Here is a 21,127-nt window from a genome sequence, read left to right on the forward strand (position 1 = left end):
TCAACTACTTTCATCAAGTAAAATATGCAATACTACTTTAGAAACATAATTTTTTCAAGTTGTACGCACTTGATAATTTGATTATATAATTTTTTTTTTATTATATCAACTGTTTTTACAAATTATTTTCTTTATCAATCATTTTTTTTAGTTAAGACAATCATTTTTCCTAAAGTAATTTGACATTCACCCACCGAATAAACCATTGATTTTATGACATCTTGGATATCTCCCCTCAACTTTTATGTAGTTATTTTTTCTAAATATTTAATTTTATCTTGTATGCACAACTATGTTATATTATAATAAGATTGTACAAACAACATTGTATTTCAAAAAACATGTAAATGAATACATGAATAAATAATCATTTTATTATATTTTAGGAGGAATGTTAAATGATAAAGTTAAAAAACTATGAATTTTGGTTCATTACTGGAAGCCAACCTCTTTATGGTCCAGAAGTAATTGATCAAGTAGCTGATAATTCAAAAAAAGTAGTTGAAGGTTTAAATTCAAAAAGTCTGCCTTACAAAATAATATTTAAAACAGTTGCAACTGATTCTGATTCAATCAGAAAAGTATGTAATGAAGCTAATAATACTGAAAATTGTGCAGGTATAATCACATGGATGCATACATTCTCACCAGCAAAAATGTGGATTCATGGTTTAACTCAACTTAGAAAGCCATTACTTCATCTTCATACACAGTTTAATAAAGAAATTCCTTGGGGAACAATAGATATGGACTTCATGAACTTAAATCAAGCTGCTCATGGAGACAGAGAATTTGGATATATTGGTGCTAGACTAGATATACCAAGAAAAATAGTTGTTGGACATTGGACTGAAGATTCTGTTGCATACGACATTGCTAAATGGATGGCTCCAGCTGTTGCTGTGACTGAAGGTCAACATATTAAAGTTGCCCGTTTCGGTGATAATATGAGAGATGTAGCAGTAACTGATGGTGATAGAATTGAAGCTGAAATTAAATTTGGCTGGACTGTAGATTACTATGGTGTTGGCGATTTAGTTAAATCAATGGACAAGGTTACTGAAAGTCAAATCGATGAACTTATGGCTGAGTATGCTAAATTGTATGATATAGATCCTAAAGCATCTTTAGCTTCAATTCGTGAACAAGCCAAAATAGAAATAGGTATAAGATCTTTCTTAGATGCTAAAGGTTATACTGCTTTCACAACTAACTTCCAAGCTCTTCATGGAATGAAACAACTTCCTGGATTGGCTGCTCAGCATTTAATGGCTGAAGGTTATGGATTTGGTGCTGAAGGAGATTGGAAAACTGCTGCTCTTCTTAGAGCTATGAAAATCATGGCAAATGGAAAAGCTACAGGATTGATGGAAGACTACACTTACAATATGGATTCTGAAAATGGATTAATTCTTGGAGCTCATATGCTTGAAGTTTGTCCAACTCTTGCTGGAACAAAACCTGTTATTGAAGTTCATCCTCTTGGAATTGGTGACAAAGAAGATCCAGCTCGTTTAGTATTTAAAGGAGCATCTGGTCCTGCTGTTGCTGCTTCATTAATAGACATGGGAAATAGATTCCGTTTAGTTGTCAATAGTGTTGATGCAGTTGAAATGACTGAGGACATGCCTAATTTACCAGTAGCAGGCGTTCTTTGGAAACCACAACCATCATTAAAGGAAGGTGCAAAAGCATGGATACTAGCTGGTGGTGCTCATCATACAAGTTTCTCTTTTGTTCTTGATGAAGAGCAATTAGTAGATTGGGCTGACATGGTTGGTATTGAATGCATTTTGATTAATAATGAAACAAAATTATCTACATTCAAAAATGAATTGAAAATTTCTAGTACAGCTTGGAAATAGTCAATTTTAAATTAGCTATAATCTTTTTTAAATAAACAAAATGGTGAATTGTAATTTCCTTATAGATAATACATTTTACTCTATAAGGTTCCCCTCCTTTATATTACAATTCACCATTTTATATTTGCAAAAAATGAAATTTATCTACTCACCATCTATTATTGGATGCTTAAGCAGAACTGTAGTCCCTTCACCATATATACTTTCATATTGTAAGCCATATTCATCCCCATATATAATTTTTATTCTTTCATTTACATTAAAAATTCCATACCCTATCTCATTTTTCTTTTCATTACCATTTCTAAGCATATAATTTATTTTATTCAACAATTCTTCTTCCATCCCTTTACCATTATCACTAATTGCGAAGATTAACGTATTTTCTTTAATTTCTCCCTTAATGAGAATTCTTCCACTTCCTCTTTTTTCTTTTATTCCATGATAAATAGCATTTTCTACTAAAGGCTGCAATATTAATTTTATCAATTTATATTCTAGCATATTATCATCAACTTGAATTTCATAATCTAATTTGTCTTCATACCTTATTTTTTGTATAGTTAAATAACTCTTTATGTGGCTTAGTTCTTCATTCACACTTATTATTTCTTTCCCTTTACTTAAGCTAATTCTAAGTAAATTAGTAAAAGCCTCTATTATTTCTATAATATCTTCTTCATTATGTTCTTCTGCCATCCACCTTATTGTATCTAACGTGTTATACATGAAATGCGGCTTTATTTGTGCTTGCAAAACATTCATTTCTGCAATTCTTTTTTTCTTTTCTTCAACTTGAACTAAATTTATTAAATTACTTATTTCTTTAACCATAGTATTAAAAGATCCACCTAGTTCTCCTATTTCATCATTATACTTAGCATTAAATGTTACAGTTAAATCTCCTTCTTGCGCTTTCTTCATAAGTTTCTTCAATTTTTTTATAGGATTGACAATGGACCTTGTGAATATTATAACTAATATTTGTGCAATTATTAGTGCTAAAACTGCAACTATTGCTGAATAGTATTTTATATCTTCAATAACACGAAGGCTCTCACTTTCAGGAAATACACCTATTGTTTCCCAACCAGTATATTCTGATTTAATTTTTGTTAACTGATAATTTTCTCCATTAATATTTTTTATTATGATTTCATTATTAATTTTATCTATCCATTCATTTTTAATTCTATATACCACATTATTCACTGGTGTATAGACTATTTCCTTATTACTATCCATAATATAAATAAAACCTGCTGTACCCGGTTTTGAATTTTCAATAATATCTTTAATAACATCTAACTTAACATCAATAAGAATTACACCATTTATTTTTTTACTAGAAGAATCAACTACTGCTTTTGAAACAGAAAAAACTTCATCTGCTGAATATCGAAAAATATTATCAATATTTCGTCCTGTTGGCTTAGTAAACAAGTGTATCTTATCAGGTTCGTTATAAGCTTTTAAATACCATTCTTCATTTATCAAAGATTGTCTAGATACCTTATTCATAACATCACTTATGTATCCACCATTATTATTAACCACCATTATCCCAGCTATTTTAGGATTAAACTTTACAAAACTATATATTGACTTATAAGCTTCATCTTCTAAATTATCATTTTTCAATTTATTATCACTTAAAAATTTCAAGATTCTCGGATCGGTAGACATATAATTCATAATATTTTCAGTGTTATTAACATATGATTCTATATTATAATTTATTTGTTTTATTATTTGATTAGTATTTTCATTTTGAGAGAAATTTATTGAATTTCTATATGACAAATTTCCCAATATTGTTATCATCATTGTAACAATTAAAATAACTCCAAAAAAATAAAAAATAAGCTTACTGCTTATGCTTCTATTCATAAAATATGTCTTAAGTTTATTCAATCCATCCCCTCCAGTCATAAAAACTCTATAAATTTTCAATTTATACTACTATTCTACTATAAACCAATCTTATAATCTATTTTTCGAGAAATATAATAACTATAAAAAACCTATTATTTAAAACTTAAAATAATTAATAGCAGATTGCTTATTTTTCACTTATCCAAATTTATTTAATTCAAAGATAAGCAAGTACAATCTGCTATTATAAATTTTAAATTATATATATTAAATTAATGCACTTTTCCGTTTTTCATCTCTAATAACAATGATTCTCTGTAATACAATAAACATGAATAACAACATTCCAACAGCAATTTTAGTCCACCATGAATTCAAAGTACCATCAAACATTATAAGGCTTTGAATTATACCTGTTGTAAGTACTCCAAATAATGGACCAATAATATTTCCATAACCTCCAGTTAATAATATTCCTCCAATTACACACGCTGCTATAGCATCCATTTCTGTTCCATTACAATGAAGTCCATAGCCTGATAGAGTATATATTGTAAACAACAACCCACCTAGAGCTGAACAAAATCCTGAAAATGTATATACAAGAATTTTTGTTCTTTCTACTGGTAATCCCATTAGTTTTGCTGAATTTTCATTTCCTCCAATTGCATATACTGTCCTTCCAAACCTAGTGAACTTTAGCATATAAAAAGCACCAGCTACAACCATTAAACTAACAATAACATTAATTGATATAAAAGCATCTGGGAGTATCGAAATTCTGTATGAAGAAATATCAATAAATAATGGATTATCAATCATAATTGTATCAATACTTATAATATAACTGGCACCTCTTGCAAAGAACATTCCTGCCAATGTAACTATCCATGGATGTAAATTAAATTTTTGAATTAAAATTCCTTGAACAGTTCCAAAAACAATTCCAACTATAAGCACAATTAGTATAACCAAAACAGGATTCACACCTTTTTGTAATAAACTTGCAGTGATCATACTTACAAAAGCTATCATAGCACCTACTGATAAATCAATTCCACCTGTTAGAATCGCAACAGCTTCACCAATTGCTATAACAATTAAATATGCATTATCTATAAACAAATTCGAAAATACTTGCGGAGATAAAAATCCATTATATAGGATTGAACCAATTAAAAATAAACTTATAAATAATACTATAGTAGCATAAATGGCAATGTAATCTTTGTTTAATTTCAATAAACTCTTTTTATTCATGCTCTTGCCACCTCTTTTTCCTTAGCTTCATTTTTAGATGTCTTCTTTATCCTGATCATCTTTCTAAATTCTGGCGATTGAATTATACATACAACTATAACAACTATTGCTTTTACCACCAAAGTTATTTCTGGCGGAACCCCTAAACTATATATTGTAGTTGTTAATGTTTGTATAAACAGAGCTCCAACAACAGTTCCTGCAAGATAAAATCTTCCTCCAACCATTGATGTTCCACCAATAACTGTTGCTAATATTGCATCGAGTTCTAGCCATAAACCAACATTATTAGCATCAGCACTTTTTATATTTGCACATAAAATTATGCCAGCTATCCCTGCAAGAACTCCGCAAATAACATAAAGTGAAAAAACAACCTTTCTAGATTGAATTCCTGCAAATTTACAAGAATTGCTATTAACGCCTATAGATTCAATAAAAAGACCTAGAGCCGTTTTTCTTATTAAAGCATACATAATTAATCCCACAAAAAATACAATAAATATTGCTACTGGAAGTATAACGTAACCAGTTCCTATAAATATAAATTCCTTATTTGTAAAAGTTAAAATCTGTCCACCCGTTATAAGTTGTGCAATTCCCCTACCTACTATATATAAAATCAAAGTTCCAACCATTGGTTGAACCCCTATATATGAAACTAAAAATCCATTCCATACTCCACATAGTAGGCCACTGATTATTCCAACAGCTACTGCCATTGGAACCGATCCTCCATCAACTATAACTGTTGCTGATAATGCTGCACTTATTGCAATTATAGACCCAACAGAAATATCAATTCCTTGGGTTGCTATAACAATTGTCATTCCAAGTGATATTAGAATTAACGGGGCTGCACGATTTAAAATATCAATTGTATTTCCAAATAAATGTCCATCCTTCATAGTTATACTCAAGAAGCTTGGTGTCATTATAAAGTTAAATAATAATAATATTATCAAACTTGCTAATGGCCAAAATATTTTCGTATTGTAAATTTTCATAAAAAAATTCTTTTCCTTTTTATCTATCATGCAGTTGCACCTCCTGCTATAGTTTTCATAATATTTCCTTCTTCTATTTCATCACCACTTAATTCGCCTATAACATTTCTATCTCTAAGAACTATAACCCTATCACAACACTTAACTACTTCTGGAAGTTCTGATGAAATAAATAAAATTGTCATTCCCTGTTTTGCTAATTTCAAAATTAATTCTGTTATTTCATTCTTAGCTCCTATATCAATTCCTCTTGTTGGTTCATCTAAAATTAGTAACTCAGGCTCGGTTGCAAGCCATCTAGCCAAAATCACTTTTTGTTGATTGCCTCCACTTAAATTACTGATCTTTTGTTCCATACTTGGTGTTTTTATTCTAAGTAAATCAATATATTTTTGAGAAATTTCTTGCTGTTTTTTCATTGGGATATATTTAAATATTCCTTTGCGAGCCTGTAATGCAAGTATTATATTTTCTCTTATTGTTAAATCTCCAACTATTCCTTCAACTTTTCTATCTTCAGGGCAAAATCCAATTCCCTCTTCAATTGCCTTTTGCGGATAAATATATGAATAAGACTTTCCATTAATAGTAATTTTGCCACTTGTAGCCTTATCAATTCCAAATATAGCTCGTGCACATTCGCTTCTTCCAGATCCAAGAAGTCCTGCAAAACCAAGAATTTCTCCTTTCTTTATTTCTATATCAAAAGGACTAATAGTTCCTATTCTTCCAAATTTATCGGTTTTAATAAAATTTTCTCTTTCTTTATTTACAACTTCTTTTTTAGTCTTTGCATTTTTTTCTATCTCACTATAATCTTTTCCTATCATTTTAGAAACCAATTCAATTCTAGGCAGTTTATCTGCATCATAAGTTCCAACTAATTCACCATTTCTAAGTACTGTAAGTTTATCCGAAACTTCATATACCTGATCCAAAAAATGAGTTACAAATATTATTGACATTCCTTCTTCTCTAAATTTTTTCATTATCTTAAATAACTGCTTTACTTCTTTTTCATCTAAACTAGATGTTGGTTCATCTAGAATTAATATGCCTTTAGATATATCTACTGCACGTGCAATAGCAACCATTTGTTGAACAGCAACAGAATAATTGTTTAAGGCCTTTTTTACATCTATTTTTAAGTTCAACCTTTCCTGCAATAACTTGTCCGCATCAGTATTCATTTTTTTCCAATCTATACTTCCATGCTTCATAGGTTCGCGCCCAATATATATATTTTCAGCCACTGTTAAATTTGCGCATAAATTAACCTCCTGATAAACTGTGCTAATACCATGGCTTTGAGCTTCCTCAGTAGATGATATTTTTATTTTATTTCCTCGCAAAATAATTGTGCCTTCATCTATTTTATATACTCCCGTAAGTACCTTTATCAATGTTGATTTCCCAGCTCCATTTTCCCCCATAAGTGTGTGTATTTCACCTTTTCTAAGAGTAAAATCAACATTTGAAAGGGCTCTAACACCTGGAAAAACCTTGCTGATATTTTTCATTTCTAAAACTATATCAGAATTTTCCATATATATCACTCCTCATACTTTTATGTAACGCAAACTTGTACGTACTTCATTTTATTAAACATAAGAGCATGGACTAGTATCCTGCTCTTATATTTATCTTTAAACTAATATTTTCTATTAGGTAATTCTGCTGCTGCATCCTTTTGTAAGAATTGGCTTTCTTTTGAGTTAATAGTTTTTTCAACATTCTTACCATCTAATATATTTTTAGATACTTCTAATAATTGTGGTCCAAGAAGAGGATTACATTCAACAGTTGCATTAGCTTTACCATCAACCATTGCTTGGAAAATATCCTTGATTCCATCAACTGAAATTATATATATATCTTTTCCTGGCTTCTTACCATATTCTTCTATAGCTTGTATAGCTCCCATTGCCATATCATCATTATGAGACCATAATACATTTATCTTATCTCCATCTGATTTTAAGAAAGCTTCCATAACTTCTTTACCTTTTGCACGTGTGAAGTCACCAGTTTGTGATTTTATTATCTTATAATTTGGACAATCTTTGATTGTATCATTAAAGCCTTGCTGTCTTCCAACCATTGCTGTAGATCCAACAGTTCCTTGAAGTTCTGCTATATTTAATTTTGCATCTTTACCATATTGATCTATTATTATTTGAGCTGCCTTTTTACCTTCTGCAACCATATCTGAACCTAAAAAGCATTTATAAAGTGAATCGTCTGATACTGTAACTTTTCTATCAACTATTACTACTGGGATTTTAGCATCTTTAGCTTCTTTAAGTACAGTATCCCATCCTGTTTCTACAACCGGATCTAAAGCTATTATATCTACTTTTTGAGCAATAAATGATCTTATAGCTTTTATTTGATTTTCTTGTTTTTGTTGACCATCAGAAAATTTCAAATCAAAATTAGAATCTAGCGTTGGAATTGATTTTATTGAGTCAGTTTCTGCTGTTCTCCATCCGCTTTCTGCTCCAACTTGTGCAAATCCAATTACTTTTTTAGCTGATGAACTTTTCGCTGATGTTTGTGCAGCGTCTCCTTTTGATGCTGAACCTCCACAACCTGCAAGCATACCAACACATAATACAGTACTTGCCACTAATGCAATCATCTTTTTTAGTTTCATAATTAATTCCCCCTATATTTATGTTTTCGTTTTCATGAGTTAATTATATAGCTGCTCTTTAAAATTGTATTTGCATTAATTGGCACTTTTGTATACTTTTAAGACTTATATTAATTTTAATTACTTCCAATAGTTTCTTTAGTTATTTTATTGCATTCTAATAATATTTTCTTTGGAATTTCCTCTTTATTTAATATCTTAAGAGCATACTCCACGGCTTCTTTTCCTCCAGTTTTACAAGTAAAGGTCCCTTGAAGTATACCATTCCTAACCATCTCTTTTCCACCTTCTGGACCTTCAAGCCCATCAACTCCAATTATCTTTATATTCTTTAAATTGTTCTTCACTGCAGCATAATACGCTCCAAGTGCCATATAATCACTATGTGCAAAAATAATATCTACATTATTGTCTTCTTTTAAAATCTCCTCAAGTTTATCTTCTGCTTCACTTTCTTGCCAATTTCCAACAATAGTTCTATCCACAGAAACATTTTTATGTTTAGTGATTGAATTTCTAAAGCCATTAGTAATTTCTTTATCTGTACTTGAATCTAACATTCCTTGAACTTCTATAACTTTGACTTTATCTTTATCTTTACCTGCTAATTCACCGACTAACTCTCCAGCCTGCATGCCTATAGATTCTGTATCAGAACCAATATACAAAGTGTAATCGTATCCACTTATAGCCCTATCTAACATAATAACAGGTGTAGTTTTATATATTTTCCCTACTGTACCTGTTAATTCTTTCGAATCGTTTGTTGATACTATAAGGACATCTGCACCAAAATTAATTAAATCTTCAATATCTTTTTTTTGTTTTTCAGTATCTCCACCTGCATCTTTAAATATCATCTTTATATTACTATGCTTTTTAGCTTCCTCCTGGATTTCCTTATTCATATATACTCTCCATGGCTCATACAAGTTAACTTGGGACATTCCAATAATAAAAGTATCTTTTTTTTGAGAGTTTATCCTACTGGAATAGAGTTTATAAATGATAATAAATAATATTAAAATTAATATTGTAAACAAATAAATTATATATTTTTTATTCTTCATTTATTTCCCCCTCTTAAACTCTGTTGGTGAAATTCCAACTACTTTTTTGAAAGCTCTACAAAAATAATGTTGATTACTATACCCCACTAACTCCGCAACATCATATATTTTAATTGATGGATCTTCCATAATACACATAGCCTTTTTTATTCTTACATTAGTTAAATAATCAATAAAGGAAAGGCCTGTCTCTTTCTTAAGCAGCTTGCTTAAATACGATGATGTAACTTCCAATTTATCAGATATATCATTTACGCTTAAATCATTTGAATAATAATTATCCTCTATATATTTTATGGCCAACAAAATTATAGGGCTACATTTTCTTTTTTTATTCAAATCATTTACTATTTTTAAATATTCATGCTTTATTTTTAATATTCCCTCTGCAACATTTGCTTGTTCAACAAGCACATTGCACTTTAAATATTTACCAATTTCCATTTCCACCTGATTGCCAAGGTTAATCCATTCCACCATATCATGTATATTTGCAATCAATACTACGTTATTCTTATCATCGTTAAAAATAAACTTTTCATTTGATTTATTAAATTTTTCATTTAGCAAATTAGCAATTGCAAATTCTAAAAGTTCCATATTCCATCTTTTCTCTGCAGTTTCTAAATTTAATTTTTCTATTGGTTTAACTAAAATAAGCCCAACATTATTATTAAATTTAATTTTAAAATATTCAATTTCTTTTAACATCTGTTGATCATTTAATTTGTTATCTAGCCATTCACTAAAAAAATTTTTCTTCAATATTTCTATATTTTCATTTAATTGCTTTTCTACCCAATCTAAATAATTAGTTTCATTTTGAATTTCATTAAGTTTGGATACTGCTTTTAATATTATCTCTTCCATATTCTTTTTGTTGACTGGCTTTAAAACGTAATCAAAAACATTATACTTTAAAGCTTTTTGTGCATAGGAGAAATCATCATATCCACTTATAATAATAACAATGCTTTTATAATTAATCTCCTTAAGTTTTTCCAAAAGATTGAGGCCATTTAGAAAAGGCATATTTATATCTAATAAAATTATATCCGGTTTCTTTTCTTTTATAACTTCCAATGCGATTTCGCCATCTTCTGCCTCACCTACTATATTAATATTAAGTTCATGCCAATCTAATAGATTCTCAATTCCTCTTCTAATTTTAGGTTCATCATCAGCAACAACTAATTTCCACATAAAACCCTCCGTTATTCTGTTTTTGTATCAAATGGTAGTACTTATTTCCCCGATATTATTAATAGTAGTAATCTTTTGGAAATTTATCAATAGATTTTTGAAATAATTTTCCAAAACATTGTATGTACAATTCTTATGTATTATAATATACTTGTGCATACATTAAATCAATATATTTCATGTAAATGTATACTTTATTAAAAATATTTATTACTAATCGGAGGTGTTCATAGTGGCAATAGGAAAAAGATCTTTTGGAAAAATGCCTAATGGAGAAGAAGTTGATATCTATACATTAAAAAATGATAATGGAATGAAAATAGAAATAAGTACTTATGGTGGTACAATTGTATCCGGAATAGTTTCAGATAAAAGCGGAGATTTTCATGATATAGTATTAGGTTATGATAATCTAAATAGTTATTTAAGTGGAGATAAGTATTTCGGTGCATTAATAGGACGTTTCGGAAATCGAATACAATATGGTAAGTTTACTCTTAATAATAAGGAATATACTTTAGTACAAAATAATGGAGAAAATCATCTTCATGGTGGCACTAAAGGCTTTGATAAAGTAATCTGGAATGCTAAAGTAATTGAAACTGAACCAAATACATTAGAGCTTTCTTATTTAAGTCCTGATGGTGAAGAAGGATACCCTGGAAATCTTGATATAAAAGTTAAATATGTACTCACTGAAGATAATGCTTTAGAAATTAATTATTTAGCAACTACTGATGAAGATACTGTTGTAAATCTTACTAACCATGCTTATTTTAATTTATCTGGACATTCTTCTGGAGATGTGCTTAAGCAAAAGTTAATGATTAATGCAGATAAATTCACTCCAAACGACAAATATTCAATTCCTACTGGGGAAATAACAAGTGTTGAAAATACACCTATGGATTTTAGGACTTTGACTCCTATTGGTACAAATATAAATTCTGATCATGAACAAATTGTTTTTGGAAATGGATTTGACCATAATTGGGTACTAAATTCTAATGGTTCACTTGATGTGAAGTCAGCTCAAGCTGTTGATGAAAACACTGGCATAGTAATGGATGTATATACAACAACTCCAGGAGTTCAATTCTACAGTGGAAATTTCCTTGATGGATCTGATATAGGTAAAAACAATACTGCCTACAATATTAGAAATGGTTTCTGCCTTGAAACTCAATTTTTCCCTAATTCTATTAATTGCAGCAATTTCAAATCACCAATATTGAAAGCTGGGGAAATATACAAGCATAAAACAATATATAAATTTTCCATACTATAAATAAACCTCATAAATATTGCCCATAAAACTTTATGACTAAATAATGATGAGTAAATAGGAGTTTAATGCCAAAAGCCTGAGAGGCTTTTGGCATTAAACTCATTTAAGAAATCCCCAGTTAATCTCAACCTTATCCATTCATTATTCATCATCACCTATAATTACTATCTTTTACTTCTTACACAAATGAACTATTGTTGAAATTGCCTCTCTATATTTTACATATGTTTTTGCTCATCCAAAACTCTATAAATTGCCTTAGCAACCCCCAGATTATCATTAGTATCTGTTATGTATTTTGCAATTTCTTTTATTTCTTGAATTGCATTTCCCATAGCAACTGATTCAGTAAATTCTGTAAACATTGAATAATCATTAAAACTATCCCCGATAACCATAACCTCATCTTTATCAAATCCCATTTTTTTCGCTACTTTAGCAAGAATAATACCTTTTTGGGCCGTTACATGAGTAATTTCTATATTATCTTTAAAAGAAGATGAAACCGCAATTCCTTCTATTTCACTTGTTATTTTCTTCATTTTATTGATAATTTCTACATCCTTATGAAATGCTACAAATTTTCTAACTTCTATATCAGAATTAAAAAATTCCTGTAAATTTTCTATATAATTTAGTTGTATAAAATATGCTTCTTTTTTTGCCCATTCAATAGCTTCATCTTGACTCAACTCTGGATGAAATGATAATGTCCTATACACCATTTCCTTTAATGCTTCTTCTTTTGTATCTGTAGTAAATATTCCTTTATTGGTAAATATCCTTGCAGATACTTTTTCTTTATGTAATAATTCAGTTATTTTCAATGCAGTTTTCAATTCTATATTAATTTCTTCTAATATATTCCCATCTTCATCTCTATATTCTGCACCATTCATTAAAACACATTGACATCTTATGTTGTTTTCTTTTAAGAGAGATTGGACAGTAAAATATTCTCTCCCTGTTGATATAGCAAATGCTATTCCAGCTTCTTCAGCTTTCTTAATAGCTGTTACAGTTTCCTCATCTATTTTATGCATTTTGTTTAGCAATGTTCCATCCATGTCAGATGCAATTAATTTTATCATTCTGGAATCAGCTCCTTGTTTCTATTATATTTTTATCCTAGTATATTATAACAATAATATTCTACTTGATAAACCTATAGATATCCAAATTAATAATCAAACTTATAAATGATATATACATGCATCATTGAGAAATTATAATCGTAACACTGCACTAGAAATTACATACATATTTGTGCAAGCGGCATATGAATTTAAGCTGTGATGATTATTAAGCAGATAAGTGAAAGTCCAAATCTATGATTTGGTTTCTTGAACTTAGTTAACTCATTCATGAGTTAACCTCCTTTAAAAAACTGATTTGGTGTGAATCGCTTACTCAGCGAACGAACGCGAGTCGAGTTTCCTCTATGGGTTGTTCCACTTTCCGCTTGTCATAAATTTACTTTAGGAACATGCAGAAATGGGCGCAACCTTCCACTTAGAACCCATCCAGCGAAAATTTCATTAGTCCGCTGGAATAAATATGTGTTTAATTTCGGTAAGTTCAGCATATGTCTAATTCTTGCTTTGGATATCTATATCTATTAACAAATTCACCACATAAAAAACCCAGTATCTCATTTGCATAGAAGATACTGGGCTTAATTTTAGTTATTTATATTTAAAATTTATTTTCAAGAATTTTGAGCTTCTTGTTCATTCTTATAATTAATATTATCTTGTTTCTTAAAGAATGGTAGATAAATAAAGAAAGAAATTACTAATACTACAATTTGCAATAATGCGGTTCTAACTCCTCCAACTAAAAGACCTGAAATTGGAGCTGGAGTTGTCCATGGAACTGATACTGCACTAAATGGAGGCACTAATCCTGTACCTATTGCAAAATAAGTTATTAATCCAGATACTACTGGTGTAAGTATAAACGGAACTGCCATAAATGGATTCATTACTATTGGTGTTCCAAAAGTAACTGGTTCATTTATATTAAATATACCAGGTAATATTGATAATCTACCTAATTGTTTAGATTGAGCTGATTTTGAAAAGAACAACATACATATTACAAGACCAATTGTCATACCAGAGCCTGTTACTGTCATGAATTGATCAACAAATTGTTGTGTTACTATATGAGCTCCATTTGCAATTGTTAATTCCTTACCACTATTAATTATTGCTTGATTATCTAATGTATTAGATGCTAGTATTCCTGACATTACACCACCGACAATTGATGCACCATGAACTCCAAACCACCATAAGAAAGGAATTAGGAATCCGATTACAATAACTCCACCTAAAGAATCAGTCATACCTTGAAGTGGTGTTTGTAATACTTTATATATCCATTCAATTAATGTTGTTTGTAGTCCCCATTTAAAACCTGAGTAAACAATTGTAGCGCCTAATATTATAACTGCTGCTGGTATTAATGCTGCAAATGAATTAGCAACTCCTTGTGGTACACCAGCTGGCATTTTAATTGTAATATTTCTACTCATAAACAATGAATAAACTGCACCTACTACTAAACCAATAATAATAGCTGTAACCATTCCTTTTCCGCCAGCCCATGCTATTGGAATAACATCTCCAACTACTTCACCACTTTTTGGAGCAATAACTGTTGAACTTGTTGTTAATAAAAATACAACAAATGAGATTACTCCAGCTGATAAAGGCTCATGTCCTTCATTTTTTGCATAAGTATAACCTATTCCAATTGTTGCTATAAGAGCTATTACGTTAAAAGTTGCTCCGAATGCTTTCCATAAAGGGTCTGTCCATCCTGCACCTAAAGTTGCAGCTAACCAATCGTTTAAAGGTTGATAAGGAAGTTGTGCAAGTAATAAAAAAACTGAACCAACAAGTGTTAACGGCAATGTGTACAAAATACCGTCCTTTAATGCTACAACACCTTTCATACTAACAAATTTCATAATTACTGGCAGTATTTTTTCATTAAATGTAGTTGCAAATGATGACATAAATAATTCCTCCTTAAAAATAATTTACTATAAGTTCAAAAAATGATAAAATATATGAATAATAATAAATGAGTCAGATTTATTATTATTTTTACTTTTTAATTATGATTGTCCATGTGGTTTACTTACTAATTTATGCCACATGGCACTTTTTATTATAACTATCACTTTAATATAAATTATTATTTAGCTTTTTTATTATTTATTTCCCTGTCATACTTATTTAACTTCTATTTATTTGCTAATTTTAAAGCAAAATCTAATACTTTTTGACCATTCATCATTCCATAATCAACCATTGGAATTACATCTACCGGAATGCCCTTTGGTTCACATACTTTTTTGGCCTTTGGCAATGTATAGCCAACTTGAGGTCCTAATAACGCTACATCTACTCCATCTAAATTTTTATCCATCTGCCCTTCTGGAAAGGCTTCAATATCAACATCTACACCTTTAGCCTTAGCTGCATCCTTCATTTTATTAACTAAAAGGCTTGTCGACATTCCAGCTGCACAAAATAATCTGATTTTTATCATAAACATCCTCTCCTTAAATTTAAAATAAATTAATTGGTATAAACTTATTATAAATGATAATTTTTTCTATGTAAAGGTTTTAACAAAACTTATTTTTTATATTTCGACACAAATACTTCTTATAAAAAATCAGATTTAAATCAATTTTTATATTATTAATGAATTTTACTTAATAGTTTAAAATATTTTCTATTTAAAAAAGAAAGTTTCAATAAATTTTATTGAAACTTTCTATAATATTTAGTAGTGACAAATAACTGTATCCCCTACATTTATATAGTTATATATTGATTGTGCTAAATAATATGGTAGATTAACGCATCCATGAGATCCATCTGTTTTGTAAATTTGTCCTCCAAATACTGATCTCCAGCTTGCATCATGTAAACCTATATTTTTATTGAACGGCATCCAAAAACTAACAGGAGATCGATAATCTTCTCCAACTAATTCTGTGTCTCTTTGTTTAGCATATAAACGATAAACCCCATCAGGTGTTGAATTTCCATTGCTTTCATTTCCAGTAACAGTATCTCCCTCTGTGACTAAATTACCATTTTTATAAAACCATACGTGTTGCTTTGATAAATCAACTTCCACAAAAGTATCTCCAACATTACTAAAATATCCAGCCGCAGCTGTTTGCGTATATATTGGACTCTTCGATATAGCTTGTCCATTTCTAATATTAGTTATTAAAGCTTGTGTTTCCTGCGAACTATCGATCATCCAACTATGATTATTACCATAATATCCACCAGAAACTTTTATCCCTGAACCTAGTGAAGAAGTATAAAGATATGCCAAGTTATCTACATAACTTCTTACCAGACTTTCATAAAGAACTATCTGCAAATTTGCATCAAAGCTTATCCAATCCTTTATTGTAGATCCATCTAAAACTTGAGTCATACCTCCTATATCATATATTATCTTAGAAGATATATATCTATTCGCTGCATTCTTTGCATTAACAATTTGAGGAGTGGTCTCAGTAATTTTAGGATTTTCATAACAATTAGCTGATTCTAAATTTATTACAGCATCACTATGTTTAATAGCTTTTACTATATTTTGATATAGTGCATCCCTATTTACTTTATTTCCTTCCATTTCTTTTATAATAACGTAGTTATTATTTTGATACACAATATAAGCATTTCTAGGTTGAATTGTTCTATTTGGATCAAGACATACCAACTTGTTTATAATTTCTTGTAATAGCTTGTCATCAAAAGAAACAGCATTATTATTATTGGAATCAGTTTTCAACTGAATATCAGTTCCCTTAATTACTTCTTTGCTCCCTCCTTTTTCTTCTAATGTTAACGCATATGAATCTAAAGATGTTATCTCACTTTTTGTAGTCATAGAAGAAGTTTCTTTTTTTGTTTTAGCTGAAACACCTACTGAACTAACCAAAAACATACAAACTATAATTGCTAATATACCGAAAAAATTAATAAAACTTTTTATATTTTTATTTTCTATATATTCTTTTCTCTCCATAAAGTATCCCCCGTAGTTTATCTAAATTAAGTTGACAATTTGAAATTTGGTTAATCTTATTACCTTATATAAATCACTCCTTTTTAACGTTATATATAACATAAAATTTTCTAAAGATAGATTGTAAATTTATCAACCCTCTGATATTATACAATATTTTCCACTAAAAATCCAATCTATTATATCTTTATTTTATTATGCATTTTCTATAGCAAAAAAGCATAGTATTTCCATAGAGACACTGAAAAGTCATACTTTTTTTGTAACCTGGTTTTTCAGTAGTCTCAATTTCTATACCACACTTTATACCATACTTACCTTTATATATTTTTTGCAAACAAATAAATTAAAAGTGTTAATGGTTCCTATTTTTCTAATAACCTATCTATAGTATCAACTAAGTCACTAACTTCAGGTTTACTTAATTGTGCATCAGCCTTTACCGATTCTCCTTTATGTCTCAATTCTTCTGTAATCAATGATGAGAATATTACAACAGGAAGTTTGCCAAGAGTTAAATCTTCCTTAATTCTTCGTGTAAGAGTAAGTCCATCTAATTGTGGCATTTCTATATCTGTAATAAGTAATTGTGCCTCTTGTGTGAAGTCTTCACCTTTATCTTCTGCTAATTTAGTCAAATAATCTAATGCTTGTTGTCCATCATCAAAAACTTTCATGTTCCTAAATCCTGCTTTTGTCAAGGTATCCTTTAAAAGTCTTCTAATTAAAGCTGAATCATCCGCTAAAACTAATTTTATATCCGATCTATCCTTATAATTAACTTTAACAAGTCTATCTTCACTTATTCCAACACTTGGCGCTATATCTGTAACTATTTTTTCAAAATCAAGCATGATTAATACTTTACCATTTAAAAGTATATTACCAACAGATAGAGAATTTTCTGATAAATCATCCGGCTTCCTTATTTCACTCCATTTTATACGATGAACTCCAACTATGTCATCAATATTAAAGGAAACTTTAATTTTATTAAATTGACATATTATAACTTTCTTTCCAAGATCAGACGGTAATTTTTTAGACAAAATATACTTTAGGTCAATTAAAGTAATGATTTCATTTCTACATAAAATAAGTCCTGCTATTTCTGGTTTAGGATCTGGTAATCTAGTTAATCCACTAGTTGGCATTTCTATTACCTCTTTAACTTTTACAACATTAATAGCATAGTGATTCCCGTTGGCAATGAATTCAATTATCTCTAATTCCCCAGTACCTGATTCTAATAATATATTATTATTCATAATCTCTCTACCCCTTATCTAAAATTTATAATATTACTTTTTATAAATTCATTAAAATCTTTATTCATATTATCGCTATTATTAACAAATTCTTTATAAACTTATTATACCATTTATCTATACTAAATGGTAACATTTTAATACAATATTAGTCATAATATTCTTGTATCTATTGTCTAAGACTTAAAAGTTTGTTTTTTAATTGTTCTTCTATATTTTGCAATTCAACTTCTGCAGCTTTACGCTTTTCTTGTCCTTCTGTTTGTATACGAAGTACTTCGTCTAAAGTTGTAATTAATGATTCATTTGTATTTCTAAGGGTTTCAATATCAACAATTCCTCTTTCAGATTCTTTCGCTGTTTGAATAGTTGACATTTTCAGTGTTTCGGCGTTCTTACGTAAAAGTTCATTTGTCATATTAGTAACTTCATTTTGAACTTTTGCAGCATTATTAGAATGTGCTACCCCTAATGCTAGTACAATTTGACTCTTCCAAAGAGGAATAGTATTTACAATAGTAGATTGAATTTTTTCTGACATTAAAGAGTCATTATTTTGAACCAACCGAATTTGTGGTGCCATTTGTAATGAAATCATTCTTGTTAATTCTAAATCATGAATTTTTTTCTCAAAGCGGTTGCAAAGAGCCACAAAATCATTTGTTGATTGTGCATCTTCAGGAAGACCACTCAACTTAGCCCTTTCAACTAAAATTGGAAGCTCTTCATTTTCCAACTTTTGAAGCTTCTTTTTGCCTGCTAATATATACATAGACAATTCTTTAAAATAAGTCTTATTTATTTCATACATTTTATCAAGCATAGCAATATCTTTTAAAAGTTGAATTTGATGTGTTTCAAGCATTCCACAAATTTTATTTATATTTCCTTCAACTTTATCATATTTTGCTTTCATTTGAGTAAGCTTTTCTGAAGTTTTCTTAAATAAACCTAAAAAGCCTTTCTTTTCTTCTATAGATTCAAAGCTCTTCAACTCACATACTACATTAGTAAGCATATCTCCAACTTCACCAAGATCCTTAGTCTTTACATTATTTAAAGCTGTTTCAGAAAAATCCGCTATTTTCTTTTGAGATCCTACACCATATTGTAAAATTGAATTTGAATTTGTCACATCTATTTTCTCAACAAATTCATCTACCATCTTCTTCTCTTCTTCTGTTAAAAAACTATCATCAAGGGCTTCAACTTGCTTTGCTTCCTCCTCTACCTTAACAATAGGCACCTCATCTTTAAAAGGTTCAAATGTTAAGTTTGGTGTAACATTAATATCTTCTTTAAATGGATCATTCACTTTTAATTCCTCCTTATGCAAGCTAAATTATTTTTCAAAATCTTTTTTAGTTAAACCTTCTTGTGTAAATAATGTTTCAAGAACAGATATATCAGTTGAAATATCTAAAGCTAACTCTTCAAATAAATCATCAAGTAACTTCTCAAAAGCCATATTTATGCTATCTATTGCTTTTTCAATTTCACTTTTTGCATTTTTTATATTCATTCCTTGAACTGGCTGCTCATTTAATTCTTTATATGAATTGACCAATTTTAAAGTCATAGGAAGATAATGATTAATAAATTTATTAACCTCTGATAATTTGTTAGGATTCTTTTCTATATACTTAAGTATTTGTGTCACTATATTTTGAAGTTTATCTAATTTTCCAGATATCTCTTCTTCCTGTATTGCATTATTTACATTATTTATTTGTTCAATATAATTCTGCCCAATTTCAATCACTTGCAGTAATTCTTTTTTTTCAGGGTCACTTTTTTCTCTTTCCATTTGCTCTTGTTTTTTCAATTCATCTTCTTGTCGCTTTTTAAAAGCCTTTTCTGCATTCAAATAATTTTCATAAACCTCATAATTTAACATAAAATAAGTTTGTTTCTCATCAAACCTACCTTCTGGAAACATATTTAATTCAACCATTTTCTTTAAGTCTTTTATAACAAATTTATTTTTCCTTTCAATTGATACAGCTAATTCCTCTGTGCTACAATATTTTTTTTCTTCAAGACAAGTTACATATTTTTTGAATCTTTTCACTCTATTTCTTAATGTTCTCCCTTTTAAATAAAAAAATAAACTCACAAGAAAAAAACAAATAAAAACTGTTAAAAATACATTATAAGTAGTTGAATAATTTTCCATAATTAATATATATATTAATCCAATTATTGATAACGTCCCAAATAATCCACTTCCAATTGAACCAAATATAGTGTAAAGCATACCTGATATTCGTCCAACAGGTTTTCTAGCAATATATCGTTGTAATTCATTTTGATTTTTGACTACGTTATAATTATTCATTGTGTTAATATTCCTATATTTGTCTTTCATTTTAACTTTAATTTTATCATTTATATGATCTGATTTATCTTTAAACTTTACTTTTATTTCGTTTATTGTTCCTTCAGTTTTATCATCAATTTCTTTTTTAATTTTAGCAAAATCTATAGCATCAAATGCACTTTTTACTGTATCCATAATTTGATCTTCCAGATCAGAAAAATCCTTTTTTCCCATACTCATGC

The 21,127-nt window shown here is 29.2% G+C and carries 16 protein-coding genes; 2 read left to right on the forward strand and 14 right to left on the reverse strand.

What is annotated here, in order from left to right; translation table 11 throughout:
* The first annotated feature begins 398 nt into the window (after positions 1-398).
* A complete protein-coding gene (araA, locus tag CSPA_RS22800; protein WP_015394756.1) occupies positions 399-1,865 on the forward strand; it encodes an L-arabinose isomerase in 1,467 nt (488 codons plus the stop codon).
* Between the two features lie 144 nt (positions 1,866-2,009).
* On the opposite strand, the gene CSPA_RS22805 is transcribed toward araA, so the two are convergent.
* The 7 genes from CSPA_RS22805 to CSPA_RS22835 all read right to left on the reverse strand — a co-directional run bounded on the left by CSPA_RS22805 (position 2,010) and on the right by CSPA_RS22835 (position 10,936).
* Positions 2,010-3,797 carry a cache domain-containing sensor histidine kinase gene (locus CSPA_RS22805; RefSeq protein WP_015394757.1) on the reverse strand — a complete coding sequence of 596 codons (1,788 nt, stop codon included), beginning with the start codon at positions 3,795-3,797 and terminating at the stop codon, positions 2,010-2,012.
* A 210-nt stretch (positions 3,798-4,007) separates the two neighbouring features.
* Positions 4,008-5,000: a galactofuranose ABC transporter, permease protein YjfF gene (gene yjfF, locus CSPA_RS22810; RefSeq protein WP_015394758.1), complete on the reverse strand. Its 993-nt coding sequence runs from the start codon at positions 4,998-5,000 to the stop codon at positions 4,008-4,010.
* Positions 4,997-6,037, reverse strand: a complete 1,041-nt coding sequence (locus tag CSPA_RS22815) for an ABC transporter permease (RefSeq protein ID WP_015394759.1) — start codon at positions 6,035-6,037, stop codon at positions 4,997-4,999. Before CSPA_RS22815 ends, yjfF begins: the two co-directional genes overlap by 4 nt.
* On the reverse strand, positions 6,034-7,554 hold the full coding sequence (locus CSPA_RS22820; RefSeq protein WP_015394760.1) for a sugar ABC transporter ATP-binding protein: 1,521 nt from the start codon (positions 7,552-7,554) through the stop codon (positions 6,034-6,036). The genes CSPA_RS22815 and CSPA_RS22820 overlap by 4 nt, the downstream gene beginning before the upstream one ends.
* A 104-nt stretch (positions 7,555-7,658) precedes the next feature.
* Complete coding sequence (locus CSPA_RS22825; protein ID WP_015394761.1) at positions 7,659-8,663, reverse strand: ABC transporter substrate-binding protein; 1,005 nt, start codon at positions 8,661-8,663, stop codon at positions 7,659-7,661.
* 116 nt (positions 8,664-8,779) lie between these two features.
* Positions 8,780-9,733: a substrate-binding domain-containing protein gene (locus tag CSPA_RS22830; protein WP_015394762.1), complete on the reverse strand. Its 954-nt coding sequence runs from the start codon at positions 9,731-9,733 to the stop codon at positions 8,780-8,782.
* Positions 9,734-10,936, reverse strand: coding sequence for a response regulator transcription factor (locus tag CSPA_RS22835; protein ID WP_015394763.1), 1,203 nt, complete (start codon positions 10,934-10,936; stop codon positions 9,734-9,736).
* A gap of 232 nt (positions 10,937-11,168) precedes the next feature.
* Here CSPA_RS22835 and CSPA_RS22840 point away from each other — a divergent pair, with 232 nt between their 5' ends.
* Positions 11,169-12,224, forward strand: a complete 1,056-nt coding sequence (locus CSPA_RS22840; protein WP_015394764.1) for an aldose epimerase family protein — start codon at positions 11,169-11,171, stop codon at positions 12,222-12,224.
* A 218-nt stretch (positions 12,225-12,442) separates the two neighbouring features.
* Here the strand turns inward: CSPA_RS22840 and CSPA_RS22845 are convergent, their stop codons facing one another.
* The 7 genes from CSPA_RS22845 to CSPA_RS22875 form a co-directional block, all read right to left on the reverse strand.
* Positions 12,443-13,315, reverse strand: coding sequence for a Cof-type HAD-IIB family hydrolase (locus CSPA_RS22845; protein ID WP_015394765.1), 873 nt, complete (start codon positions 13,313-13,315; stop codon positions 12,443-12,445).
* 617 nt (positions 13,316-13,932) lie between these two features.
* Positions 13,933-15,249 carry a PTS sugar transporter subunit IIC gene (locus CSPA_RS22850; RefSeq protein ID WP_015394766.1) on the reverse strand — a complete coding sequence of 439 codons (1,317 nt, stop codon included), beginning with the start codon at positions 15,247-15,249 and terminating at the stop codon, positions 13,933-13,935.
* 230 nt (positions 15,250-15,479) lie between these two features.
* Positions 15,480-15,788 (reverse strand): PTS sugar transporter subunit IIB, encoded by a 309-nt coding sequence (locus tag CSPA_RS22855; RefSeq protein WP_015394767.1) that lies wholly within the window; start codon positions 15,786-15,788, stop codon positions 15,480-15,482.
* Positions 15,789-16,028: 240 nt separating this feature from the next.
* Positions 16,029-17,297 (reverse strand): L,D-transpeptidase family protein, encoded by a 1,269-nt coding sequence (locus CSPA_RS22860; protein ID WP_015394768.1) that lies wholly within the window; start codon positions 17,295-17,297, stop codon positions 16,029-16,031.
* A 365-nt stretch (positions 17,298-17,662) separates the two neighbouring features.
* Positions 17,663-18,565: a chemotaxis protein gene (locus CSPA_RS22865; protein WP_015394769.1), complete on the reverse strand. Its 903-nt coding sequence runs from the start codon at positions 18,563-18,565 to the stop codon at positions 17,663-17,665.
* A 169-nt stretch (positions 18,566-18,734) separates the two neighbouring features.
* Positions 18,735-19,880 carry a toxic anion resistance protein gene (locus CSPA_RS22870; RefSeq protein ID WP_015394770.1) on the reverse strand — a complete coding sequence of 382 codons (1,146 nt, stop codon included), beginning with the start codon at positions 19,878-19,880 and terminating at the stop codon, positions 18,735-18,737.
* A 27-nt stretch (positions 19,881-19,907) separates the two neighbouring features.
* Positions 19,908-21,119 (reverse strand): 5-bromo-4-chloroindolyl phosphate hydrolysis family protein, encoded by a 1,212-nt coding sequence (locus tag CSPA_RS22875; protein ID WP_015394771.1) that lies wholly within the window; start codon positions 21,117-21,119, stop codon positions 19,908-19,910.
* Positions 21,120-21,127: the final 8 nt, after the last annotated feature.

Source organism: Clostridium saccharoperbutylacetonicum N1-4(HMT) (assembly GCF_000340885.1).
Taxonomy (GTDB): domain Bacteria; phylum Bacillota; class Clostridia; order Clostridiales; family Clostridiaceae; genus Clostridium; species Clostridium saccharoperbutylacetonicum.

What these genes read in the sequence shown, in the direction of transcription:
- CSPA_RS22860 (WP_015394768.1), bottom strand. Translation starts at nt 17,297, where the DNA reads ATGGAGAGAAAAGAATATATAGAAAATAAAAATATAAAAAGTTTTATT.
- yjfF (WP_015394758.1), bottom strand. Translation starts at nt 5,000, where the DNA reads ATGAATAAAAAGAGTTTATTGAAATTAAACAAAGATTACATTGCCATT.
- CSPA_RS22805 (WP_015394757.1), bottom strand. Translation starts at nt 3,797, where the DNA reads ATGACTGGAGGGGATGGATTGAATAAACTTAAGACATATTTTATGAAT.
- CSPA_RS22835 (WP_015394763.1), bottom strand. Translation starts at nt 10,936, where the DNA reads ATGTGGAAATTAGTTGTTGCTGATGATGAACCTAAAATTAGAAGAGGA.
- CSPA_RS22850 (WP_015394766.1), bottom strand. Translation starts at nt 15,249, where the DNA reads ATGTCATCATTTGCAACTACATTTAATGAAAAAATACTGCCAGTAATT.
- CSPA_RS22845 (WP_015394765.1), bottom strand. Translation starts at nt 13,315, where the DNA reads ATGATAAAATTAATTGCATCTGACATGGATGGAACATTGCTAAACAAA.
- araA (WP_015394756.1), top strand. Translation starts at nt 399, where the DNA reads ATGATAAAGTTAAAAAACTATGAATTTTGGTTCATTACTGGAAGCCAA.
- CSPA_RS22815 (WP_015394759.1), bottom strand. Translation starts at nt 6,037, where the DNA reads ATGATAGATAAAAAGGAAAAGAATTTTTTTATGAAAATTTACAATACG.
- CSPA_RS22820 (WP_015394760.1), bottom strand. Translation starts at nt 7,554, where the DNA reads ATGGAAAATTCTGATATAGTTTTAGAAATGAAAAATATCAGCAAGGTT.
- CSPA_RS22825 (WP_015394761.1), bottom strand. Translation starts at nt 8,663, where the DNA reads ATGAAACTAAAAAAGATGATTGCATTAGTGGCAAGTACTGTATTATGT.
- CSPA_RS22865 (WP_015394769.1), bottom strand. Translation starts at nt 18,565, where the DNA reads ATGAATAATAATATATTATTAGAATCAGGTACTGGGGAATTAGAGATA.
- CSPA_RS22830 (WP_015394762.1), bottom strand. Translation starts at nt 9,733, where the DNA reads ATGAAGAATAAAAAATATATAATTTATTTGTTTACAATATTAATTTTA.
- CSPA_RS22855 (WP_015394767.1), bottom strand. Translation starts at nt 15,788, where the DNA reads ATGATAAAAATCAGATTATTTTGTGCAGCTGGAATGTCGACAAGCCTT.
- CSPA_RS22875 (WP_015394771.1), bottom strand. Translation starts at nt 21,119, where the DNA reads ATGGGAAAAAAGGATTTTTCTGATCTGGAAGATCAAATTATGGATACA.